Source organism: Serratia marcescens, from assembly GCF_029846115.1.
GTDB classification, from domain to species: domain Bacteria; phylum Pseudomonadota; class Gammaproteobacteria; order Enterobacterales; family Enterobacteriaceae; genus Serratia; species Serratia marcescens_L.
Genome location: NZ_JARVZZ010000001.1, coordinates 777,540 through 797,148 on the forward strand (window position 1 = coordinate 777,540; position 19,609 = coordinate 797,148).

Annotated in this window: 13 protein-coding genes, 1 tRNA gene, 2 rRNA genes and 1 riboswitch; of the genes, 5 read left to right on the forward strand and 11 right to left on the reverse strand. The window is 57.2% G+C overall.

Annotated elements, in window-relative coordinates:
• Positions 1-24 precede the first annotated feature (24 nt).
• From QDT79_RS03600 to btuB, 5 genes are all read right to left on the reverse strand, one after another.
• Positions 25-2,932: ribosomal RNA gene (locus QDT79_RS03600) — 23S ribosomal RNA — on the reverse strand.
• A 234-nt stretch (positions 2,933-3,166) separates the two neighbouring features.
• Positions 3,167-3,242, reverse strand: a tRNA-Glu gene (locus tag QDT79_RS03605).
• A gap of 139 nt (positions 3,243-3,381) precedes the next feature.
• A 16S ribosomal RNA gene (locus QDT79_RS03610) occupies positions 3,382-4,923 on the reverse strand.
• Together the 16S and 23S rRNA genes with 1 tRNA gene alongside form the textbook arrangement of a ribosomal RNA operon.
• Before the next feature lie 373 nt (positions 4,924-5,296).
• Positions 5,297-6,160, reverse strand: coding sequence for a glutamate racemase (murI, locus tag QDT79_RS03615; RefSeq protein ID WP_107228017.1), 864 nt, complete (start codon positions 6,158-6,160; stop codon positions 5,297-5,299).
• Positions 6,105-7,997 (reverse strand): TonB-dependent vitamin B12 receptor BtuB, encoded by a 1,893-nt coding sequence (btuB, locus tag QDT79_RS03620; RefSeq protein ID WP_107228018.1) that lies wholly within the window; start codon positions 7,995-7,997, stop codon positions 6,105-6,107. The genes murI and btuB overlap by 56 nt, the downstream gene beginning before the upstream one ends.
• A gap of 69 nt (positions 7,998-8,066) precedes the next feature.
• A riboswitch (cobalamin riboswitch) is annotated at positions 8,067-8,286 on the reverse strand.
• A 115-nt stretch (positions 8,287-8,401) separates the two neighbouring features.
• On the opposite strand from btuB, the gene trmA reads away from it, so the two are divergent.
• Positions 8,402-9,505, forward strand: coding sequence for a tRNA (uridine(54)-C5)-methyltransferase TrmA (gene trmA, locus QDT79_RS03625; RefSeq protein ID WP_107228019.1), 1,104 nt, complete (start codon positions 8,402-8,404; stop codon positions 9,503-9,505).
• Between the two features lie 34 nt (positions 9,506-9,539).
• Here the strand turns inward: trmA and QDT79_RS03630 are convergent, their stop codons facing one another.
• Both QDT79_RS03630 and fabR read right to left on the reverse strand, forming a co-directional pair.
• Entirely contained in the window at positions 9,540-9,911 is a 372-nt protein-coding gene (locus QDT79_RS03630) for a YijD family membrane protein (RefSeq protein ID WP_049201879.1), read from the reverse strand.
• A gap of 14 nt (positions 9,912-9,925) precedes the next feature.
• The gene (gene fabR, locus QDT79_RS03635; protein WP_004931044.1) at positions 9,926-10,558 is read right to left on the reverse strand and encodes an HTH-type transcriptional repressor FabR; all 633 of its coding nucleotides are present in this window, start codon (positions 10,556-10,558) and stop codon (positions 9,926-9,928) included.
• Between the two features lie 218 nt (positions 10,559-10,776).
• Here fabR and sthA point away from each other — a divergent pair, with 218 nt between their 5' ends.
• Positions 10,777-12,174 (forward strand): Si-specific NAD(P)(+) transhydrogenase, encoded by a 1,398-nt coding sequence (gene sthA / locus QDT79_RS03640; RefSeq protein ID WP_004931047.1) that lies wholly within the window; start codon positions 10,777-10,779, stop codon positions 12,172-12,174.
• Here the strand turns inward: sthA and oxyR are convergent.
• On the reverse strand, positions 12,157-13,074 hold the full coding sequence (gene oxyR, locus QDT79_RS03645) for a DNA-binding transcriptional regulator OxyR (RefSeq protein WP_033636422.1): 918 nt from the start codon (positions 13,072-13,074) through the stop codon (positions 12,157-12,159). The two genes, sthA and oxyR, sit on opposite strands and share 18 nt — an antisense overlap.
• 151 nt (positions 13,075-13,225) lie before the next feature.
• On the opposite strand from oxyR, the gene QDT79_RS03650 reads away from it, so the two are divergent.
• From QDT79_RS03650 to QDT79_RS03660, 3 genes are all read left to right on the forward strand, one after another.
• Entirely contained in the window at positions 13,226-13,957 is a 732-nt protein-coding gene (locus tag QDT79_RS03650; RefSeq protein WP_019452251.1) for a glutathione peroxidase, read from the forward strand.
• A 72-nt stretch (positions 13,958-14,029) separates the two neighbouring features.
• Positions 14,030-15,478 carry a dihydrolipoyl dehydrogenase gene (locus tag QDT79_RS03655; RefSeq protein ID WP_308316214.1) on the forward strand — a complete coding sequence of 483 codons (1,449 nt, stop codon included), beginning with the start codon at positions 14,030-14,032 and terminating at the stop codon, positions 15,476-15,478.
• A 181-nt stretch (positions 15,479-15,659) separates the two neighbouring features.
• Positions 15,660-15,986, forward strand: coding sequence for a type II toxin-antitoxin system HicB family antitoxin (locus QDT79_RS03660; RefSeq protein ID WP_019452249.1), 327 nt, complete (start codon positions 15,660-15,662; stop codon positions 15,984-15,986).
• A gap of 36 nt (positions 15,987-16,022) precedes the next feature.
• Here the strand turns inward: QDT79_RS03660 and argH are convergent, their stop codons facing one another.
• The 3 genes from argH to argB all read right to left on the reverse strand — a co-directional run bounded on the left by argH (position 16,023) and on the right by argB (position 19,608).
• Entirely contained in the window at positions 16,023-17,396 is a 1,374-nt protein-coding gene (gene argH, locus QDT79_RS03665) for an argininosuccinate lyase (RefSeq protein WP_149560005.1), read from the reverse strand.
• Between the two features lie 192 nt (positions 17,397-17,588).
• A complete protein-coding gene (locus QDT79_RS03670; protein ID WP_019452247.1) occupies positions 17,589-18,809 on the reverse strand; it encodes an argininosuccinate synthase in 1,221 nt (406 codons plus the stop codon).
• A 25-nt stretch (positions 18,810-18,834) separates the two neighbouring features.
• The gene (argB, locus tag QDT79_RS03675; RefSeq protein WP_063991333.1) at positions 18,835-19,608 is read right to left on the reverse strand and encodes an acetylglutamate kinase; all 774 of its coding nucleotides are present in this window, start codon (positions 19,606-19,608) and stop codon (positions 18,835-18,837) included.
• Position 19,609: the final 1 nt, after the last annotated feature.

Below are 19,609 nucleotides of genomic sequence, written 5' to 3' on the forward strand. Positions count from 1 at the left end.
CTCTAAAAACACCTTCGGTGTTGTAAGGTTAAGCCTCACGGATCATTAGTACTGGTTAGCTCAATGCATCGCTGCACTTACACACCCAGCCTATCAACGTCTTAGTCTTAAACGTTCCTTCAGGGGCCTTAAAGGCCCAGGGAAGACTCATCTTGAGGCAAGTTTCGCGCTTAGATGCTTTCAGCGCTTATCTTTTCCGCACTTAGCTACCGGGCAATGCCATTGGCATGACAACCCGAACACCAGTGGTGCGTTCACTCCGGTCCTCTCGTACTAGGAGCAACCCCTCTCAATCTTCCAACGCCCACGGCAGATAGGGACCGAACTGTCTCACGACGTTCTAAACCCAGCTCGCGTACCACTTTAAATGGCGAACAGCCATACCCTTGGGACCTACTTCAGCCCCAGGATGTGATGAGCCGACATCGAGGTGCCAAACACCGCCGTCGATATGAACTCTTGGGCGGTATCAGCCTGTTATCCCCGGAGTACCTTTTATCCGTTGAGCGATGGCCCTTCCATTCAGAACCACCGGATCACTAAGACCTACTTTCGTACCTGCTCGAGCCGTCACTCTCGCAGTCAAGCTAGCTTATGCCTTTGCACTAACCTCACGATGTCCGACCGTGATTAGCTAACCTTCGTGCTCCTCCGTTACTCTTTGGGAGGAGACCGCCCCAGTCAAACTACCCACCAGACACTGTCCTCACCCCGGATCACGGGGCCGAGTTAGAACATCAAACATTAAAGGGTGGTATTTCAAGGATGGCTCCACGCAGACTGGCGTCCACGCTTCAAAGCCTCCCACCTATCCTACACATCAAGGCTCAATGTTCAGTGTCAAGCTATAGTAAAGGTTCACGGGGTCTTTCCGTCTTGCCGCGGGTACACTGCATCTTCACAGCGAGTTCAATTTCACTGAGTCTCGGGTGGAGACAGCCTGGCCATCATTACGCCATTCGTGCAGGTCGGAACTTACCCGACAAGGAATTTCGCTACCTTAGGACCGTTATAGTTACGGCCGCCGTTTACTGGGGCTTCGATCAAGAGCTTCGCCTTGCGGCTGACCCCATCAATTAACCTTCCAGCACCGGGCAGGCGTCACACCGTATACGTCCACTTTCGTGTTTGCACAGTGCTGTGTTTTTATTAAACAGTTGCAGCCAGCTGGTATCTTCGACTGGCTTCAGCTCCATCCGCAAGGGACTTCACCTACATGCCAGCGTGCCTTCTCCCGAAGTTACGGCACCATTTTGCCTAGTTCCTTCACCCGAGTTCTCTCAAGCGCCTTGGTATTCTCTACCTGACCACCTGTGTCGGTTTGGGGTACGATTTAATGTTACCTGGAGCTTAGAGGCTTTTCCTGGAAGCAGGGCATCAACTACTTCTGCACCGTAGTGCATCGTCATCACGCCTCAGGGTTAGTATGCAACCGGATTTACCAGGTCACACCCCCTACACGCTTAAACCGGGACAACCGTCGCCCGGCTAGCCTAGCCTTCTCCGTCCCCCCTTCGCAGTAACACCAAGTACAGGAATATTAACCTGTTTCCCATCGACTACGCTTTTCAGCCTCGCCTTAGGGGTCGACTCACCCTGCCCCGATTAACGTTGGACAGGAACCCTTGGTCTTCCGGCGAGCGGGCTTTTCACCCGCTTTATCGTTACTTATGTCAGCATTCGCACTTCTGATACCTCCAGCAACCCTCACAGGCCACCTTCAACGGCTTACAGAACGCTCCCCTACCCAACAACGCCTAAGCGTCGCTGCCGCAGCTTCGGTGCATGGTTTAGCCCCGTTACATCTTCCGCGCAGGCCGACTCGACCAGTGAGCTATTACGCTTTCTTTAAATGATGGCTGCTTCTAAGCCAACATCCTGGCTGTCTATGCCTTCCCACATCGTTTCCCACTTAACCATGACTTTGGGACCTTAGCTGGCGGTCTGGGTTGTTTCCCTCTTCACGACGGACGTTAGCACCCGCCGTGTGTCTCCCGTGATAACATTCTTCGGTATTCGGAGTTTGCATCGGTTTGGTAAGCCGGGATGGCCCCCTAGCCGAAACAGTGCTCTACCCCCGAAGATGAGTTCACGAGGCGCTACCTAAATAGCTTTCGGGGAGAACCAGCTATCTCCCGGTTTGATTGGCCTTTCACCCCCAGCCACAAGTCATCCGCTAATTTTTCAACATTAGTCGGTTCGGTCCTCCAGTTAGTGTTACCCAACCTTCAACCTGCCCATGGCTAGATCACCGGGTTTCGGGTCTATACCTTGCAACTAATCGCCCAGTTAAGACTCGGTTTCCCTACGGCTCCCCTATACGGTTAACCTTGCTACAAAATATAAGTCGCTGACCCATTATACAAAAGGTACGCAGTCACACCACGAAGGTGCTCCCACTGCTTGTACGTACACGGTTTCAGGTTCTATTTCACTCCCCTCGCCGGGGTTCTTTTCGCCTTTCCCTCACGGTACTGGTTCACTATCGGTCAGTCAGGAGTATTTAGCCTTGGAGGATGGTCCCCCCATATTCAGACAGGATGTCACGTGTCCCGCCCTACTCATCGAACTCACGACCTGTGCATTTTAGTGTACGGGGCTATCACCCTTTGCTGCGCGACTTTCCAGACGCTTCCACTAACACACAAGCCGATTCAGGTTCTGGGCTCCTCCCCGTTCGCTCGCCGCTACTGGGGGAATCTCGGTTGATTTCTTTTCCTCGGGGTACTTAGATGTTTCAGTTCCCCCGGTTCGCCTCATGCCACTATGTATTCATGACATGATAGTGTGTCGAAACACACTGGGTTTCCCCATTCGGGTATCGCCGGTTGTAACGGTTCATATCACCTTACCGACGCTTTTCGCAGATTAGCACGCCCTTCATCGCCTCTGACTGCCTAGGCATCCACCGTGTACGCTTAGTCACTTAACCTCACAACCCGAAGATGTTTCCATCGTTCGTGCTGCAAACATTTGAGAGACTCTATGACAGGTTACTCTTCATCCCAGTACATCTACGGAGGGATAAATTTCAGCCGTCATGTTTCAATTTTCAGCTTGTTCCAGATTGTTAAAGAGCAATATCTTAAACATGACTCGCAAGTCATCTTTAAGATTTTTTCGGTTATCGCTAACCGGTGATAATGTCTTTCACTCATTATCGGAATGGCGTCCCCAAGGGGATTCGAACCCCTGTTACAGCCGTGAAAGGGCAGTGTCCTAGGCCTCTAGACGATGGGGACACGAAAATCCGATTAAACTGAATAACTTAATCGGTTCGTATCAGCATGAATGACTCATGGCATCAACAGGTAGCGCTTTGCTCGTTACTTTTCATCAGACAATCTGTGTGAGCACGCCACTCGAACTAATATCTTTAGGTAAGGAGGTGATCCAACCGCAGGTTCCCCTACGGTTACCTTGTTACGACTTCACCCCAGTCATGAATCACAAAGTGGTAAGCGCCCTCCCGAAGGTTAAGCTACCTACTTCTTTTGCAACCCACTCCCATGGTGTGACGGGCGGTGTGTACAAGGCCCGGGAACGTATTCACCGTAGCATTCTGATCTACGATTACTAGCGATTCCGACTTCATGGAGTCGAGTTGCAGACTCCAATCCGGACTACGACATACTTTATGAGGTCCGCTTGCTCTCGCGAGGTCGCTTCTCTTTGTATATGCCATTGTAGCACGTGTGTAGCCCTACTCGTAAGGGCCATGATGACTTGACGTCATCCCCACCTTCCTCCAGTTTATCACTGGCAGTCTCCTTTGAGTTCCCGGCCGAACCGCTGGCAACAAAGGATAAGGGTTGCGCTCGTTGCGGGACTTAACCCAACATTTCACAACACGAGCTGACGACAGCCATGCAGCACCTGTCTCAGAGTTCCCGAAGGCACCAAAGCATCTCTGCTAAGTTCTCTGGATGTCAAGAGTAGGTAAGGTTCTTCGCGTTGCATCGAATTAAACCACATGCTCCACCGCTTGTGCGGGCCCCCGTCAATTCATTTGAGTTTTAACCTTGCGGCCGTACTCCCCAGGCGGTCGATTTAACGCGTTAGCTCCGGAAGCCACGCCTCAAGGGCACAACCTCCAAATCGACATCGTTTACAGCGTGGACTACCAGGGTATCTAATCCTGTTTGCTCCCCACGCTTTCGCACCTGAGCGTCAGTCTTCGTCCAGGGGGCCGCCTTCGCCACCGGTATTCCTCCAGATCTCTACGCATTTCACCGCTACACCTGGAATTCTACCCCCCTCTACGAGACTCTAGCTTGCCAGTTTCAAATGCAGTTCCCAGGTTGAGCCCGGGGATTTCACATCTGACTTAACAAACCGCCTGCGTGCGCTTTACGCCCAGTAATTCCGATTAACGCTTGCACCCTCCGTATTACCGCGGCTGCTGGCACGGAGTTAGCCGGTGCTTCTTCTGCGAGTAACGTCAATTGATGAACGTATTAAGTTCACCACCTTCCTCCTCGCTGAAAGTGCTTTACAACCCGAAGGCCTTCTTCACACACGCGGCATGGCTGCATCAGGCTTGCGCCCATTGTGCAATATTCCCCACTGCTGCCTCCCGTAGGAGTCTGGACCGTGTCTCAGTTCCAGTGTGGCTGGTCATCCTCTCAGACCAGCTAGGGATCGTCGCCTAGGTGAGCCATTACCCCACCTACTAGCTAATCCCATCTGGGCACATCTGATGGCAAGAGGCCCGAAGGTCCCCCTCTTTGGTCTTGCGACGTTATGCGGTATTAGCTACCGTTTCCAGTAGTTATCCCCCTCCATCAGGCAGTTTCCCAGACATTACTCACCCGTCCGCCGCTCGTCACCCAGAGAGCAAGCTCTCCTGTGCTACCGCTCGACTTGCATGTGTTAAGCCTGCCGCCAGCGTTCAATCTGAGCCATGATCAAACTCTTCAATTAAAAGCTTGATTTGCTTCCACTCGAGAAGCGATGCTCAAAGATTTACTGCATGAATTTTACTTCAGTTAGTCACTCTTCAAGACTTGATATTTTTTTGCATCCGAAGATGCTGGATATCGTCTTGTGGAGTGCCCACACAGATTGTCTGATAAATTGTTAAAGAGCAGTGCCGAGAAACTCATCGGCGCGGGCTGCGTATATTACGCTTTTCGCCCTGAGAGTCAAGCGTTTATTTCGCTTTCTTCTCGCTGACCCGGCGACTTGTCAGTCGTTGTTCCCGGTCAGTGGAGGCGCATTATAGGGAGTTCTCGGCGGGCCGCAACCCCTATTTTCAATATTTTTTCCGACCGTTGAATGTTTGACCAAAACACCGTTAAAGTGGCAGTTTTTTCAACGATTTAAAGCCGTAGCCCTGCAAAACGGGTAATAAAGCGTCAGTATCTTCATTTAACGCCATGCAATACGCCAGATTCTCTTCCTGGCTTGAGACCAGATTTTCCTGCGTCGAGATGAGCCAGGCGGTACGACGGGCAATCGCTGCGCCGGAATCCACCAGCCGGGTGCCTTCCGGCAACACCTGCATCAGCTCTTCAGCTAATAGAGGGAAATGGGTACAGCCCAGCACGACGGTATCCGGCGGCTCGCGCATGCTCAGCCACGGATGCAGGATCTTCTTCAGCACCGGCAACGGCACGGCTTCGCCGTGCAGCTTGGCCTCCGCCAGCTCCACCAGCTCTGAAGAGCCCAGCAGTTCAATCTTGCAGTCGGTAGCAAAACGGGAAATCAGTTCGTGGGTGTAGCTGCGCTGTACGGTGCCGCGGGTCGCCAACAGGCCGACAATGCCGTTGACGGTAAGACGGGCGGCAGGCTTGATGGCGGGCACCACGCCCACGACCGGGAAACTGAAACGCTCGCGCAGGGCCGGCAAGGAAACGGTGCTGGCGGTGTTGCAGGCAATGACGACAATCGCCAGAGGATGCCGCTGCTGCACCGCGCCGACAATCTCCAGTACGCGCTCAACGATAAACTCTTCGGACTTCTCGCCGTAGGGGAACGCCACGTTGTCGAAAGCGTATATATAGTGGAGATCCGGCAGCAACTGCCGAATCTCCTGATATACCGACAGCCCGCCGACGCCGGAATCGAAAACCAGCACCGTCGGGCGAGGTGTGGCGGTACTGTTAGAAGGTATAGCTTCCAGTGAGGTAATATTCTCTTCCTGGAGTAGCGTAGCCATAGGCCGTCTCATAATCTTTATCAAACAGGTTGGCAATTCTACCACGAACTGTCAGATGAGATGTGACCGGATACGAAACTGCGAGATCCCACAGGCTCACGCCGCCAAGTTTAACCGTACGCGTAGTGTAGCCGCTGTAATCACCGTCGTAGCGCTCTCCCAGATACTGGTAGGTTACCGCCCAGTCAAAGTCATACAACTGCCAGTCCAGCTCATATTTCACCTGCTGTTTGGCACGGCGCAGCAGCACTTCGTTGGTCTTGGCGTTGCGAGGATCGACATAGTCATAGCCAATCTGGTGCGTCAACGGGCCGGTATCAAAAGACGCCGTTGCCTCAATACCTTTAATCCTTGCCTGATTAACATTGTAATAGGCAGAACCTGAACCGCTTGATGCATAGCTGATCAGATTATCTATATCATTGCGATAACCGGTGACGCGCCAGGTAACCGGGCCGGTCAGCCCCTCAAATCCCCCTTCCCACTGTTTGCTTTCTTCCGGTTTCAAATCTGGGTTGCCGCCAAAGCTGCCGTACTGTTGCCCCAAATTCGGCGCTTTAAACGCAGTACCATAAGACGCGATGGCACGATAGCCCTCAACAAACTCCCAAGCCACGCTGGTTTGCCAAGTACCATGCCAACCAAACTGCGAGTTATCGTCACCGCGCACCGCACCTTCCAAAGTAAAGGCATCCACTTGTTGCTGCGCCGTCAGATAAAGCCCGGTATTACGTTGGCTCTTGCTATCAGTGATGTAAGCCGTACCCGGCTCGATTTTTTGATTCTGCCAATCGACACCCGTACTGATATGGCCTTGAGCAACCTGGAACGTATTGCCCCACTGCACATTGTATTGCGTGGAATCATCCAGGGTTGCAGATGCAGAATAAGGGCCGTATTTGGGATCATAGTTATAGTCTTTGGTATGGCTATAGCTCGCGATCAACTGCGCAGCATAGATGCCGTCCTGATAGCGCAGACCGCTATCCCAACTTTGGCTATAGAGTTGGCGAGTGTCGGGCAACGCATCCAAATGTGCCGGATCCGCATAACTGTAATTACCGTCATAAGCCGTGCGATTGTCATAACCATAGCCACGAACAAAGCCGCTGAACGCCTCATTGAACTTGTGCTCAATGCCGCCATACAGAGATTTGCTCATGAAACCGTCGCGGTCAGGCTGCGCCGGATTGCCGAAGCTGTCCGGCAAATTAGCCACTACATTATATCCTTTGGTATAGGTGTAATTCCCTGCCACCGTCGCCACGGTGCTGTCGCCAAGCTGTTGCTGGGTCGACGCGTCATAGGACTGATAGCCGTTGGAACCGACGCCTGCGGAGAGCGTAGTGCCGTTCTTTTCGCGGGTGGTGATGATGTTGACCACGCCGCCGATGGCGTCGGAGCCGTACACCGCCGAACGCGGGCCGCGAATGTATTCGACTTTCTGCACCAGCGAAATCGGGATTTGGCTGAGATCGGAAGAGCCGCTGACGCCCGCCTGATTAAGACGAATGCCGTCAATTAGCACCAGCACATGGCTGGAGTTGGTGCCGCGAATAAACAGCGAACTTTGTTGCCCCAGGCCGCCATTCTGCGAAATATCCACGCCCGGCAGGCGGCGCATCACGTCGGTCAGGCTCTTGGCCTGCCAGCGATCGATATCGTTGCGGGTGACGATGGAAGTCGGCGCCAGCACGGAAGAAACCGGCTGCGGGAAGCGGTTGGCGGTCACCACCAGGTTATCGCCATTCGTGGCTGTCGTGTTGTCTTGCGCCCATCCAGAAAAAGCCGTGACGGAGGAGACCACCGCCAGCAGCGTATTTTTTGTAATTGTCATGAGAAAAGCATCCAAACTTAATTGGCGGATGCCGCAGGATCATGGCCGGTAGTTCGCGACGGCCACGGACATTGCGACGTAACACCGGCAGGTCTTCGGGCTTGGGATTTGCGGGCCGCGGGGCGCGACCGGCAACGGGCGATGACTTCCCATCCTGCAGTGGACAGTGTCTGCGTCGAAACGCTATCGCCGTGACTTCCCCTTACCGCTGCGCGTCAGCTCCGGATTCACACCGGATTCCCTTTTCACTCGCTGCTTGAGGCCGGACGGCAATGCTACGATCAATGAAAATAGATGTCTAGACTGCTACTAATGTTACAAATAATAAACGCGACAAAACTGGACTTCACGGGCTGATTCCCTACAATCCCCGCTGATCAAATTTGCCTGACGAGAAGACACACATGACGCCCGAGAATTTGCCTATTGAACGTTACGATGACCAACTGGCGGAGAAAGTCGCCCGCCTGAAGACGTTGATGTCACCGTTCGCGGCGCCCGAGCCGGAAGTGTTCCGCTCGCCAGTCGACCACTACCGCATGCGCGCCGAATTCCGCATCTGGCACGACGCGGACGACATGTACCACATCATGTTCGATCAGCAGACCAAGCAGCGTATTCGCGTCGATCGGTTCCCTGCCGCCAGCGAACTGATCAACCGCCTGATGAGCGCCCTGATCGCCGCACTGAAACCGGAGCCGATCCTGCGTCACAAGCTGTTCCAGATCGATTATCTGTCGACGCAAAGCGGCAAAATCATCGCCTCGCTGCTGTACCACCGCAAGCTGGATGACGTTTGGCAACGGCGCGCCGAGCAGCTGCGCGACGAACTGCGCGCTCAGGGTTTCGATCTGCAACTGATCGGCCGGGCGTCGAAGACCAAAATCATGCTCGACCAGGATTATGTTGACGAAGTGCTGCCGGTCGCCGGCCGCGACATGATCTACCGCCAGGTGGAGAACAGCTTTACTCAGCCCAACGCGGCCATGAACGTGCAGATGCTGGAATGGGCGCTGGCGGTGACCGCCGGTTCCAAAGGCGATTTGCTGGAGCTGTATTGCGGCAACGGCAACTTCTCGCTGGCGCTGGCGCGCAATTTCGAGCGCGTGCTGGCGACCGAGATCGCCAAACCGTCGGTGGCGGCGGCGCAATACAACATCGCTGCCAACCATATCGACAATGTGCAGATCATCCGCATGGCGGCAGAAGACTTCACTCAGGCAATGAACGGAGTGCGCGAATTCAACCGATTGAAAGGCATCGATCTGAGCGGCTACAACTGCGAGACGATTTTCGTCGATCCGCCGCGCAGTGGGCTGGATGCTGAAACGGTGAAGATGGTGCAGGCTTACCCGCGCATTCTGTATATCTCATGCAACCCGGAAACGCTGTGCGCCAATCTGGAAACGCTGCAGACCACGCACCGGGTCAGCCGCCTGGCGCTGTTCGATCAGTTCCCGTATACCCATCACATGGAATGCGGCGTGCTGCTGGAAAAGCACCGCTGATACGACAGGGGCGCCATCATGGCGCCCCGTTTCATTACGACTCTTGAGTCGGCGCATCCGGCGCCTTGCGCGCCTTCAGCTTGACCCCGATCCACAGCACCAGCGCCACGCAGATTACCGACGGCAGGAAGTTGGAACCGATCTGCGGGTATTCGGCGCGCACGATGGCGCTGTACATCAGCAGCCCCAGCAGGAAGCAGGCCGCCGCCAGCTTCGGCATGCCGTCCGGCATGGCGCGGTTCAGGTAACGCTGATGCAGGCAGTACACCGCCAGCACCAATGCGATCAGCGGGAAGATCGAAAACGGCACTACCGAGCTGAACAGCGCGGCAAAGGAACCGTTGATCGAAAGGCCGGCAATCAACGCCAGCAGTAAGGTGCCATTTTCACGGCCTGGTTTTTCCATCACTTTTTACCTTTTTATACGTGGGACACAGAAGCTTTTTCTTGTTCGCGGCGATACCAGTAATACGCCCCTTTGGAGATCATCCGCAGTTGCAGCACCAGCCGTTCTTCCAACTGCTGCCGCTGCTCGACGTCGATATCCAGCGCTTCCGCGCCGGCGCTGAACACGATGGTGACCATCGCCTCCGCCTGCGCTTCGGTAAAGCTGCGCGGCATGTGGTTTTCCAACTCGAGGTAGTCCGCCAATTCGGCGATGAAATGCTGGATCTCGCGCGCCACCGCCGCACGGAATGCCGCCGACGTACCGGAACGCTCGCGCAACAGCAGACGGAAGGCATTCGGGTTGTTGCCGATAAATTCCATAAAGGTGGACACCGAGGTGCGGATCACGCTGCCGCCCTTGGCGATGCGTTGGCGCGCCTGGCGCATCAACTGACGCAGCATCAGGCCGCTTTCGTCCACCATGGTCAGCCCCAGCTCATCCACATCGCGGAAATGGCGGTAAAACGACGTGGGCGCGATGCCCGCCTCGCGTGAAACTTCCCGCAGGCTCAGGCTGGCGAAGCTGCGTTCGGCGCTCAGCTGGCTGAATGCGGCTTCGATCAGGGAACGACGAGTCCGTTCTTTTTGTTGTGCTCTGACGCCCATATGCATATCCGGATAGGTTCCATTCTCTCAGTCTAACGCCCTAGACTCGGCAATATAGCAAATTTTATTGCAACAGCATTTATACTAACGCGCTCTATCACACTTCCGCCCTGAGCCGATTGTGCTTTGCCTCAAAAAGCCTAATGGTGATTGGGTGAGCAGCGCTATGATGTTAAGATACCGTTGTAATCTTGTATAAAAAAACAGGTCTCTCCTACATGCAACAGCACTATCAATTTGATGCCATTGTGATTGGCTCGGGCCCTGGTGGTGAAGGTGCCGCCATGGGGCTGGTGAAACAGGGTGCCCGCGTGGCCGTTATCGAACGGTACAACAACGTAGGCGGCGGATGTACCCACTGGGGCACCATCCCTTCCAAAGCCCTCCGCCACGCCGTCAGCCGCATTATCGAATTCAACCAGAACCCGCTTTACAACAACTCGCGCACACTCAGCGCGACCTTCCCTGACATTTTACGCCACGCCGATAACGTCATCAGCCAGCAGACCCGCATGCGCCAAGGCTTCTATGAGCGGAACCAGTGCAAACTGTTCGCCGGCGACGCGCGCTTCATCGACGCCAACACCGTTAGCGTCAGCTATATGGACGGCACCCAGGACACCATCCGCGCCGACCACATCGTGATCGCCTGCGGCTCGCGCCCTTACCATCCGGCCAGCGTCGATTTCAATCACCCGCGCATCTACGACAGCGACTCCATTCTCGAGCTGAGTCATGAACCGCGCCACGTGATCATTTACGGCGCCGGGGTGATCGGCTGCGAGTATGCGTCTATCTTCCGCGGCCTGAACGTCAAGGTGGATCTGATCAACACCCGCGATCGCCTGCTGGCGTTCCTCGATCAGGAGATGTCGGATTCGCTCTCTTACCACTTCTGGAACAACGGCGTGGTGATCCGCCACAACGAGGAGTTCGAGAAGATTGAAGGCACCGAAGACGGCGTGATCGTGCACCTGAAGTCCGGCAAGAAGGTGAAAGCGGACTGCCTGCTGTACGCCAACGGCCGTACCGGCAACACCGACTCGCTGGGCTTGGAAAACGTCGGCCTGGAATCGGACAGCCGCGGGCTGCTGAAGGTGAACAGCATGTACCAAACCGCGCTGTCGCACATCTACGCGGTCGGTGACGTGATCGGCTATCCGAGCCTGGCTTCCGCCGCCTACGATCAGGGTCGCATCGCCGCGCAGGCGATTGCTTCCGGCGAAGCCAGCGGTCACTTAATCGAAGATATCCCGACCGGCATCTACACCATTCCGGAAATCAGCTCCGTCGGCAAAACCGAGCAGGAACTGACGGCGATGAAGGTGCCGTATGAAGTGGGCCGCGCCCAGTTCAAACATCTGGCGCGTGCGCAGATCGCCGGGATGAACGTCGGCAGCCTGAAGATCCTGTTCCATCGCGACACCCTGCAGATCCTCGGGATCCACTGCTTCGGCGAGCGTGCGGCGGAGATCATCCACATCGGCCAGGCGATCATGGAACAGAAAGGTGAAGGCAATACTATCGAGTATTTCGTTAATACGACCTTCAACTATCCGACCATGGCCGAAGCCTACCGGGTGGCGGCGCTTAACGGCTTAAACCGCCTGTTTTAACGCGTTGTCGATGTAACCCTGCATGTGCTCGCGGATCGCTTCGGCCAACTGTTCATAACGGCTGCGCAGTGGGGAACCGGGGCGATACACCAACGCGATGGTGCGCTTCGGCTCCGGCTTGTAGCAATCCAGATAGCAGACGCCGTCGCGTTCGCGCTGCGGCGGCACCGCCAGTGACGGCAGCAGGGTAATGCCGCTGCCGGCCGCGACCATATTGCGCAGCGTTTCCAGACTGGTGGCGCGGAAGTGAGTATCTTCGTCCGCGCCCGCCTGGAAGCAGAAGCCCATCGCCTGATCGCGCAGACAGTGGCCATCCTCCAGCATCAGCAGCTTCTCTCCCGCCAAATCCGGCATCGCCACGCGCTCGCGCTGCGCCCACGGGTGATCGGAATACACCGCCAGCTTCATCGGTTCATCGAACAAAGGCACTTCGATAAATGCCTCGGTTTCTTTCACCAGCGCCAGAATGGCGCAGTCCAGTTTGCCGCTGTCGAGTTGCGCCAGCAGTTGCTGGGTTTGCGCTTCGTGCAGGTACATTTCCAGTTTCGGGAAGGTTTTGTGCAGCGTCGGGATGATCTGCGGCAGCAGATAAGGCCCCACGGTCGGGATCAGGCCGATGTGCAGCGGCCCGGACATGGCTTCGCCCTGCTGGCTGGCCATCTCCTTCAATACTTTCACTTCGCGCAGCACGGTACGCGCCTGCTCCACCAGCAGCAGACCCGCCTGGGTGAACAGCACCTTGCGGCTGGTGCGCTCGAGCAGCATGACGCCCAACTCGTCTTCCAGCTTGCGGATCTGCCCGCTCAGCGTGGGCTGGCTCACATGGCATGAATCGGCCGCACGGCGGAAGTGCCGGTGCTCGGCCAAGGCGACCAGATACTCTAAATCACGAATATTCATTGTTTCCCTCCATTCCATGATAGCTCATGGCGATAGATAAGATAGCAATGAGCGATTAGATCTATCAAGCCCCAGCGACAATAATGTGTCCCAACGAAGCGATATCGCGCTAAATGCTAAAAATTACTTTTCCTAATTAAGGGGTTAATCAATGTTTACCAGTCAAGAAGGCAAGAAAGTTCCTCAGGTTACTTTCCACACCCGTCAGGGCGACCAATGGATTGATGTGACCACTGATGACCTGTTCAAAAACAAAACCGTTATCGTGTTCTCGTTGCCGGGCGCGTTTACGCCAACCTGTTCTTCGAGCCATCTGCCGCGCTACAACGAGCTGTCCAGCGTATTCAAGCAGCACGGCGTCGACGGCATTCTGTGCGTCTCGGTGAACGACACCTTCGTGATGAACGCCTGGAAGGCCGATCAGCATGCGGAAAACATCACCTTCGTGCCGGACGGCAACGGTGAATTCACCAAAGGCATGAACATGCTGGTCGAGAAAGCGGATCTGGGCTTTGGCCCACGTTCATGGCGCTACTCGATGCTGGTGCGCGACGGCGTGGTCGAGAAAATGTTCGTCGAGCCGAACAAGCCGGGCGACCCGTTTGAAGTGTCCGACGCCGACACCATGCTGAAATACCTGGCGCCGGAATTCAAAGTGCAGGAATCGGTCTCCCTGTTCACCAAGCCGGGCTGCCCATTCTGCGCCAAAGCCAAGCAGATGCTGCAAGAGCGCGGCATTCAGTATGAAGAGATCGTACTGGGCAAAGACGCCACCACCGTCAGCCTGCGCGCCGTCAGCGGCCGCGCCACGGTGCCGCAAGTGTTCATCGGCGGCCGTCACATCGGTGGCAGCGACGATCTGGAAACTTTCCTGTCAGCTTAATAAGTAATAACAAAGCCAACGTGAACTTTGGCGGGCTACGGCCCGCCCTTTTTTTACCTTTCAGGAGCGGATATGAAACTGTTGAACGTTGATGTCGCGGTCATCGGCGGCGGCACCGCAGGGCTCGGCGCCTATCGCGCGGCCAAACTGTCTACCCCCAGCGTGGTGATGATCGAAGGCGGGCCTTACGGCACCACCTGCGCGCGCGTTGGCTGTATGCCATCCAAGTTGCTGATCGCCGCTGCCGAAGCGGTGCATCAAATCGAACGCGCGCCGGGCTTTGGCGTGCACCCAACCGGTAAAACCCGCATCGACGGGCGCGAAATGATGGCGCGCGTCAAGCGCGAACGCGATCGCTTCGTCGGCTTCGTGCTGGAAGGCGTGGACGAGATCCCGGCCGGCGACAAAATTCAGGGCTATGCCCGGTTTATCGACGACAACACGCTGCAGGTCGATGAGCATACGCGCATCGTGGCGCAGCGCATCGTGATCGCCACCGGTTCTCGCCCCAGCTGGCCGGCGCCGTGGAACGAACTGGGCGATCGTCTGATCGTCAACGACGATCTGTTCAATTGGGATGATTTGCCACAGTCCGTCGCGGTATTCGGCCCCGGCGTCATCGGGCTGGAGCTGGGGCAAGCGCTGCACCGCCTCGGCGTCGACACCAAGGTCTTCGGCATCGGCGGCGCGGTTGGGCCGCTGACCGACAGCGCCGTGCGCGATTACGCCGCCAAAGCGCTGGGGGAAGAGTTCTACCTCGACGCCGACGTGAAGGTAGAGATGATGCAGCGCGAAGGCGACAAGGTGTTTATCCGCTATCAGGATTTGCAGGGCCAACCGCAGGAGATCCTGGTGGACTACGTGCTGGCCGCCACCGGCCGCCGCCCCAACGTCGATCGGCTGGGTCTCGACAACACCGGCCTGCAGCTCGACGCCCGAGGCGTGCCGCTGGCCGACCGCCTGACGATGCAAACCAGCGTGCCGCATATTTTCATCGCCGGCGACGCCAGCAACCAGCTGCCGCTGCTGCATGAGGCCAGCGATCAGGCGCGCATCGCCGGCGCCAACGCCGGCAGCTTCCCAGAGATCAATCCGGGCCTGCGCCGCAGCGCGATTTCGGTGGTGTTCTCCGATCCGCAGATCGCCATGGTCGGCTCAACCTTCCGCGAGCTGAGCGAGAAGTTCAGCGCCTGCGGCTGCTTTGAAGTGGGCAACGTCTCGTTTGAGAATCAGGGCCGCTCGCGGGTGATGCTGCGCAACAAGGGCATTCTGCACGTCTACGGCGAGCAAGGCACTGGCCGTTTCCTCGGCGCGGAAATGATCGGCCCAGACGCCGAGCACATCGCACACCTGCTGGCCTGGGCGCACCAGCAGCAGATGACCGTCGATCAGATGCTGGACATGCCGTTCTATCACCCGGTGATTGAAGAAGGCTTGCGCACCGCGCTGCGCGATCTGCAGGCGAAGCTCAAACTCGGCGTGACCGAAATCGAGCGCTGCCAGCGCTGTCCGGGCGAATAACCTCTCATTCTCCGTTCAACCCCACCGGGCCTTCAGGCCCGGTTTTTTGCGCAGCACTTTCCACATTTTCCTTCCTCCTCTTGCCTCACGGCCCTTCTGCGCTCATTTTTTATGCTTCGACATTGAAATGATACCAATAATGATACCAAAATGAAGGAAGGAGCCAGAATGGAGGAAGAACATGGAAAAGCATGAGCACTATACCTATCGCATCACCTGGTCAGCGGAAGATCGTGAATATGTCGGGCTGTGCGCCGAATTCCCCTCGCTGTCCTGGCTGGCCGCCACGCGTACCGGCGCACTGGAGGGTATCGAAAAAGTGGTGAGCGAAACAATCGCCGACATGCTGGCGCAAGGCGAAACGCCCCCGCAGGCGCTGGCGGAAAAAAACTTCAGCGGAAAACTGGTGTTGCGCATGACGCCGGAACAGCATCGGCGGCTGGCGATCGGCGCGATGGAGGAAGGCGTGAGCCTGAACCGTTATCTGTGCGCACGCCTGGCGGGGTAAAGGTTCAAGGGCGGCGCCGGGCCGCCCTTGACGTCGTCAGGCCAAACGCTGTTTCGCTGCGGCGATTGCCGCGGCCACTTGCTGCGGCGCGACGCCGCCTTTGGCCGCACGCTTGTCCAGGCAGGATTGCAACGCCAGGATCGGGTAAACATCGTCGCCGATCGTCGCACTGAACTGCTGCAAATCCGCCAGCGGCAGCGCTTCCAGCGGTTTGCCCTGGCGAATGGCTTCTACCACCGCCTCACCGACGATATGGTGCGCTTCACGGAACGGCACGCCTTTGGCGACCAGGTAATCCGCCAGCTCGGTGGCGTTGGCATAGCCCTGCTCCGCCGCTTCCTGGCAGCGCGGGCGTTTCACCTGAATGCCGTCCAGCACCAGCGCCGCCATCTGCAGGCAGTCCATCCAGGTGTCGAGCGCGTCGAACAGCCCTTCTTTGTCTTCCTGCATGTCTTTGTTATACGCCAGCGGCAGGCCTTTCAGCGTCATCATCATGCCGGTCAGCGCGCCCTGTACGCGGCCGCATTTGCCGCGGATCAGCTCCAGCGCGTCCGGGTTTTTCTTCTGCGGCATCAGCGAAGAGCCGGAGGTCACACGGTCGGACAGCTCGACAAACGCCGCTTCGCCGCTGTTGAAGAAGATCAGATCTTCGGCAAAGCGCGACAGGTGCACCATGCTGATGGCGGCGTTGGACAGCAGCTCCAGCACGTGATCGCGATCGGATACGCTGTCCAGGCTGTTGCGGGTCGCCGAGGCGAAGCCCAGCCAGCCGGCCAGCTGCTCGCGATCGATAGGATAAGCGGTGCCGGCCAGCGCGCCGCTGCCCAGCGGGCTGACGTCCAGCCGCTTCAGGGTATCCTGCAGACGGCTCTCATCGCGCGCCAGCATCTCGACATAGGCCAGGCACCAGTGCGCGAAAGTCACCGGCTGCGCGCGTTGCAGGTGGGTATACCCCGGCATCACCGCATCCTGGTTGGCTTCGGCGGTTTCCACCAGCGCCTGCTGCAGCTGGACGATTGCCTGATGCAGATCGCCGATCTGCTGTTTGCACCACAGCTTCAGATCGGTCGCGACCTGATCGTTGCGGCTGCGGCCGGTGTGCAGCTTCTTGCCCAAATCGCCGACCTTCTCGATCAGCTTCTGCTCCACCCAGCTGTGGATGTCTTCGGCATCGCTTTGGACGATCGCCAAAGGATCGGCCTGAACTTCCGCCAGTAGCGCATTCAGCGCCTGTTCCAGCTGCTGTTGCTCCGTTGCCGTCAACACGTTAACGGTCACCAGCGCTTTAGACCAGGCCACCGAGCCCTCGATATCCTGCTCCGCCAGGCGATAATCGAACCGCAGCGAATCGTTAAGTTGCTTGAACCGCTGATCCGCCGCCTGAGTGAACCGTCCGCCCCAAAGTGCCATACCTTACTCCTGTCCCCGTCATACTTCGAGCCGCAGGTGTGTTGGCTGCGAGCGCTCACCCGAATCACTTACCGATGTAAGCTCATCGGGACTCTCGCCCTTGCCGCCTTCCTGCAACTCGAATTATTTAGGGTATGAATTTTATACGAAAAGGCGCAGCATGCTGCGCCCTTGCAGAGTCACGCCAATCGATTATTTATTCTTTTTCTCGTTCAACGCGCGGATGCGTGAAGACAGAGAGAACAGACGGATAAAGCCGCCCGCGTGGCTGTGATCGTAAACTTCATCTTCGCCGAAGGTGGCGAACTCTTCGGAGTACAGGCTGTTGGCCGATTTCTTCTGGGTCGCCGTCACCTGGCCTTTGTACAGCTGCAGCACGACTTCGCCGTTCACCTCTTCAGCCAGCGCTTCGGCGGAAGCCTGCAGCGAGCGGCGTAGCGGCGCAAACCAGCGGCCGTCGTACACCACATAAGACATCTCCAGGCCCAGCTGCTCGCGCCATTTGAAGCTGTCGCGGTCCAGCACCAGCTGCTCGACGGCGCGCAGCGCCGCCACCATGATGGTGCCCCCCGGGGTTTCATAGCAGCCGCGGGATTTGATGCCCACCAGGCGGTTTTCCACGATGTCGATACGGCCGACGCCGTGCTTGGCGCCCAGCGCGTTCAGGGTTTCCAGGCACTGGTACGGCGACAGCGCTTTACCGTTAACCGCCACAACGCGGCCTTTCTCAACGGTGACGGTCACCTGCTCAGGCTGATCCGGCGCTTCCTGCGGATCGACGGTCCACACCCAGCAATCTTTGTTCGGCGCATTCCACGGGCTTTCCAGCACGCCGCCTTCAGTCGAGATGTGCCAGGCGTTTTCATCGCGGCTGTAGATCTTCTCCAACGATGCGGTGGTCGGGATGTTGCGCTCTTTCAGGTAATCCAGCAGCGCTTCACGGGAACGCAGGTTCCACTCACGCCACGGCGCCACCACTTTCAGCTGCGGCGCCAGCGCGGTGTAGGTGGTCTCGAAACGCACCTGGTCGTTGCCTTTGCCGGTCGCACCGTGGCACAGCGCGTCGGCGCCCACTTTCAGCGCCAGCTCGACCTGCGCCTTGGCGATGATCGGCCGCGCCATCGACGTGCCCAGCAGGTAGCTGCCTTCGTACAGGGCGCCGGTCTGCAGCACCGGATAAACGTAATCGCGGATAAATTCTTCACGCAGATCGACCACGTGACATTCAGAGGCACCGGACTGCAGGGCTTTTTGCTCCACGCCTTCCAGATCGCTGCGCTCCTGACCGATGTCCGCCACGAACGCCACCACTTCACAGCCGCCGTAGTTCTCTTTCAGCCATGGAATGATGGCCGAGGTATCTAGGCCGCCGGAGTACGCCAGAACGATTTTTTTGATGCCTTGGTTTTGCATGATCTATTCCTTTCTAATTCTAAAATTAAGCGAGGATCCGGGTGCCAATCGACACGCCGTTAAACAAAGCAGAAAGCTGATCGGCATGGCGCCAGCTGGCGATATCCACCGGGCGGCCGAGGGTGCGGGCCGCGTCGAGCGCCGCATTCACCTTCACCACCATACCATCGGTGATGATGCCTTGCGCGATCAGTTGTTCCGCTTTTTGCGCCGTCATTTCCGCAATGCGTTGCCCCTTGCCGTCGAGGATGCCGCTGACGTCCGACAGCAGGATCAGATCCGCCCCCAGCGTCGCCGCCAGCGCCGTCGCCGCCTGATCGGCGTTCACGTTCATTAACTGCCCTTCGGCAGTGATGCCGATGGAGCTGACAACCGGCAGGTAGCCAGCGCTCAGCAGGGTATTGAGCAGCGCGGGCGAACCGGGCTGCGCGTTGCCGACGTGGCCCAATGCCGGATCGAGAGGGGTCACGACCGCGCTGCCGCCATCCGCCAGGCTCAGGCCGACGGCGTTGATTTGGTGTTTAATCGCCCACGCCAGCAGCGTTTTGTTGGCGGTGCCGGCCAGCGCGCCGGTGATGATGTCGATCTGATCGGCCGGCGTGACCCGCAGGCCGTTCTTTTTCACCACCGGCAAAGCGAGCTGCTTCATCAGTTCGTCCACCACGCAGCCGCCGCCGTGCACGATCACCAGCGGACGCTGATGCTGCTGCCGGTAGCTGTCCAGCGCGGTAAACAGACGCTCCAGCGCTTCTTCACTGTCTAATAACACGCCACCTAACTTGATAATTAACGGGTTCATT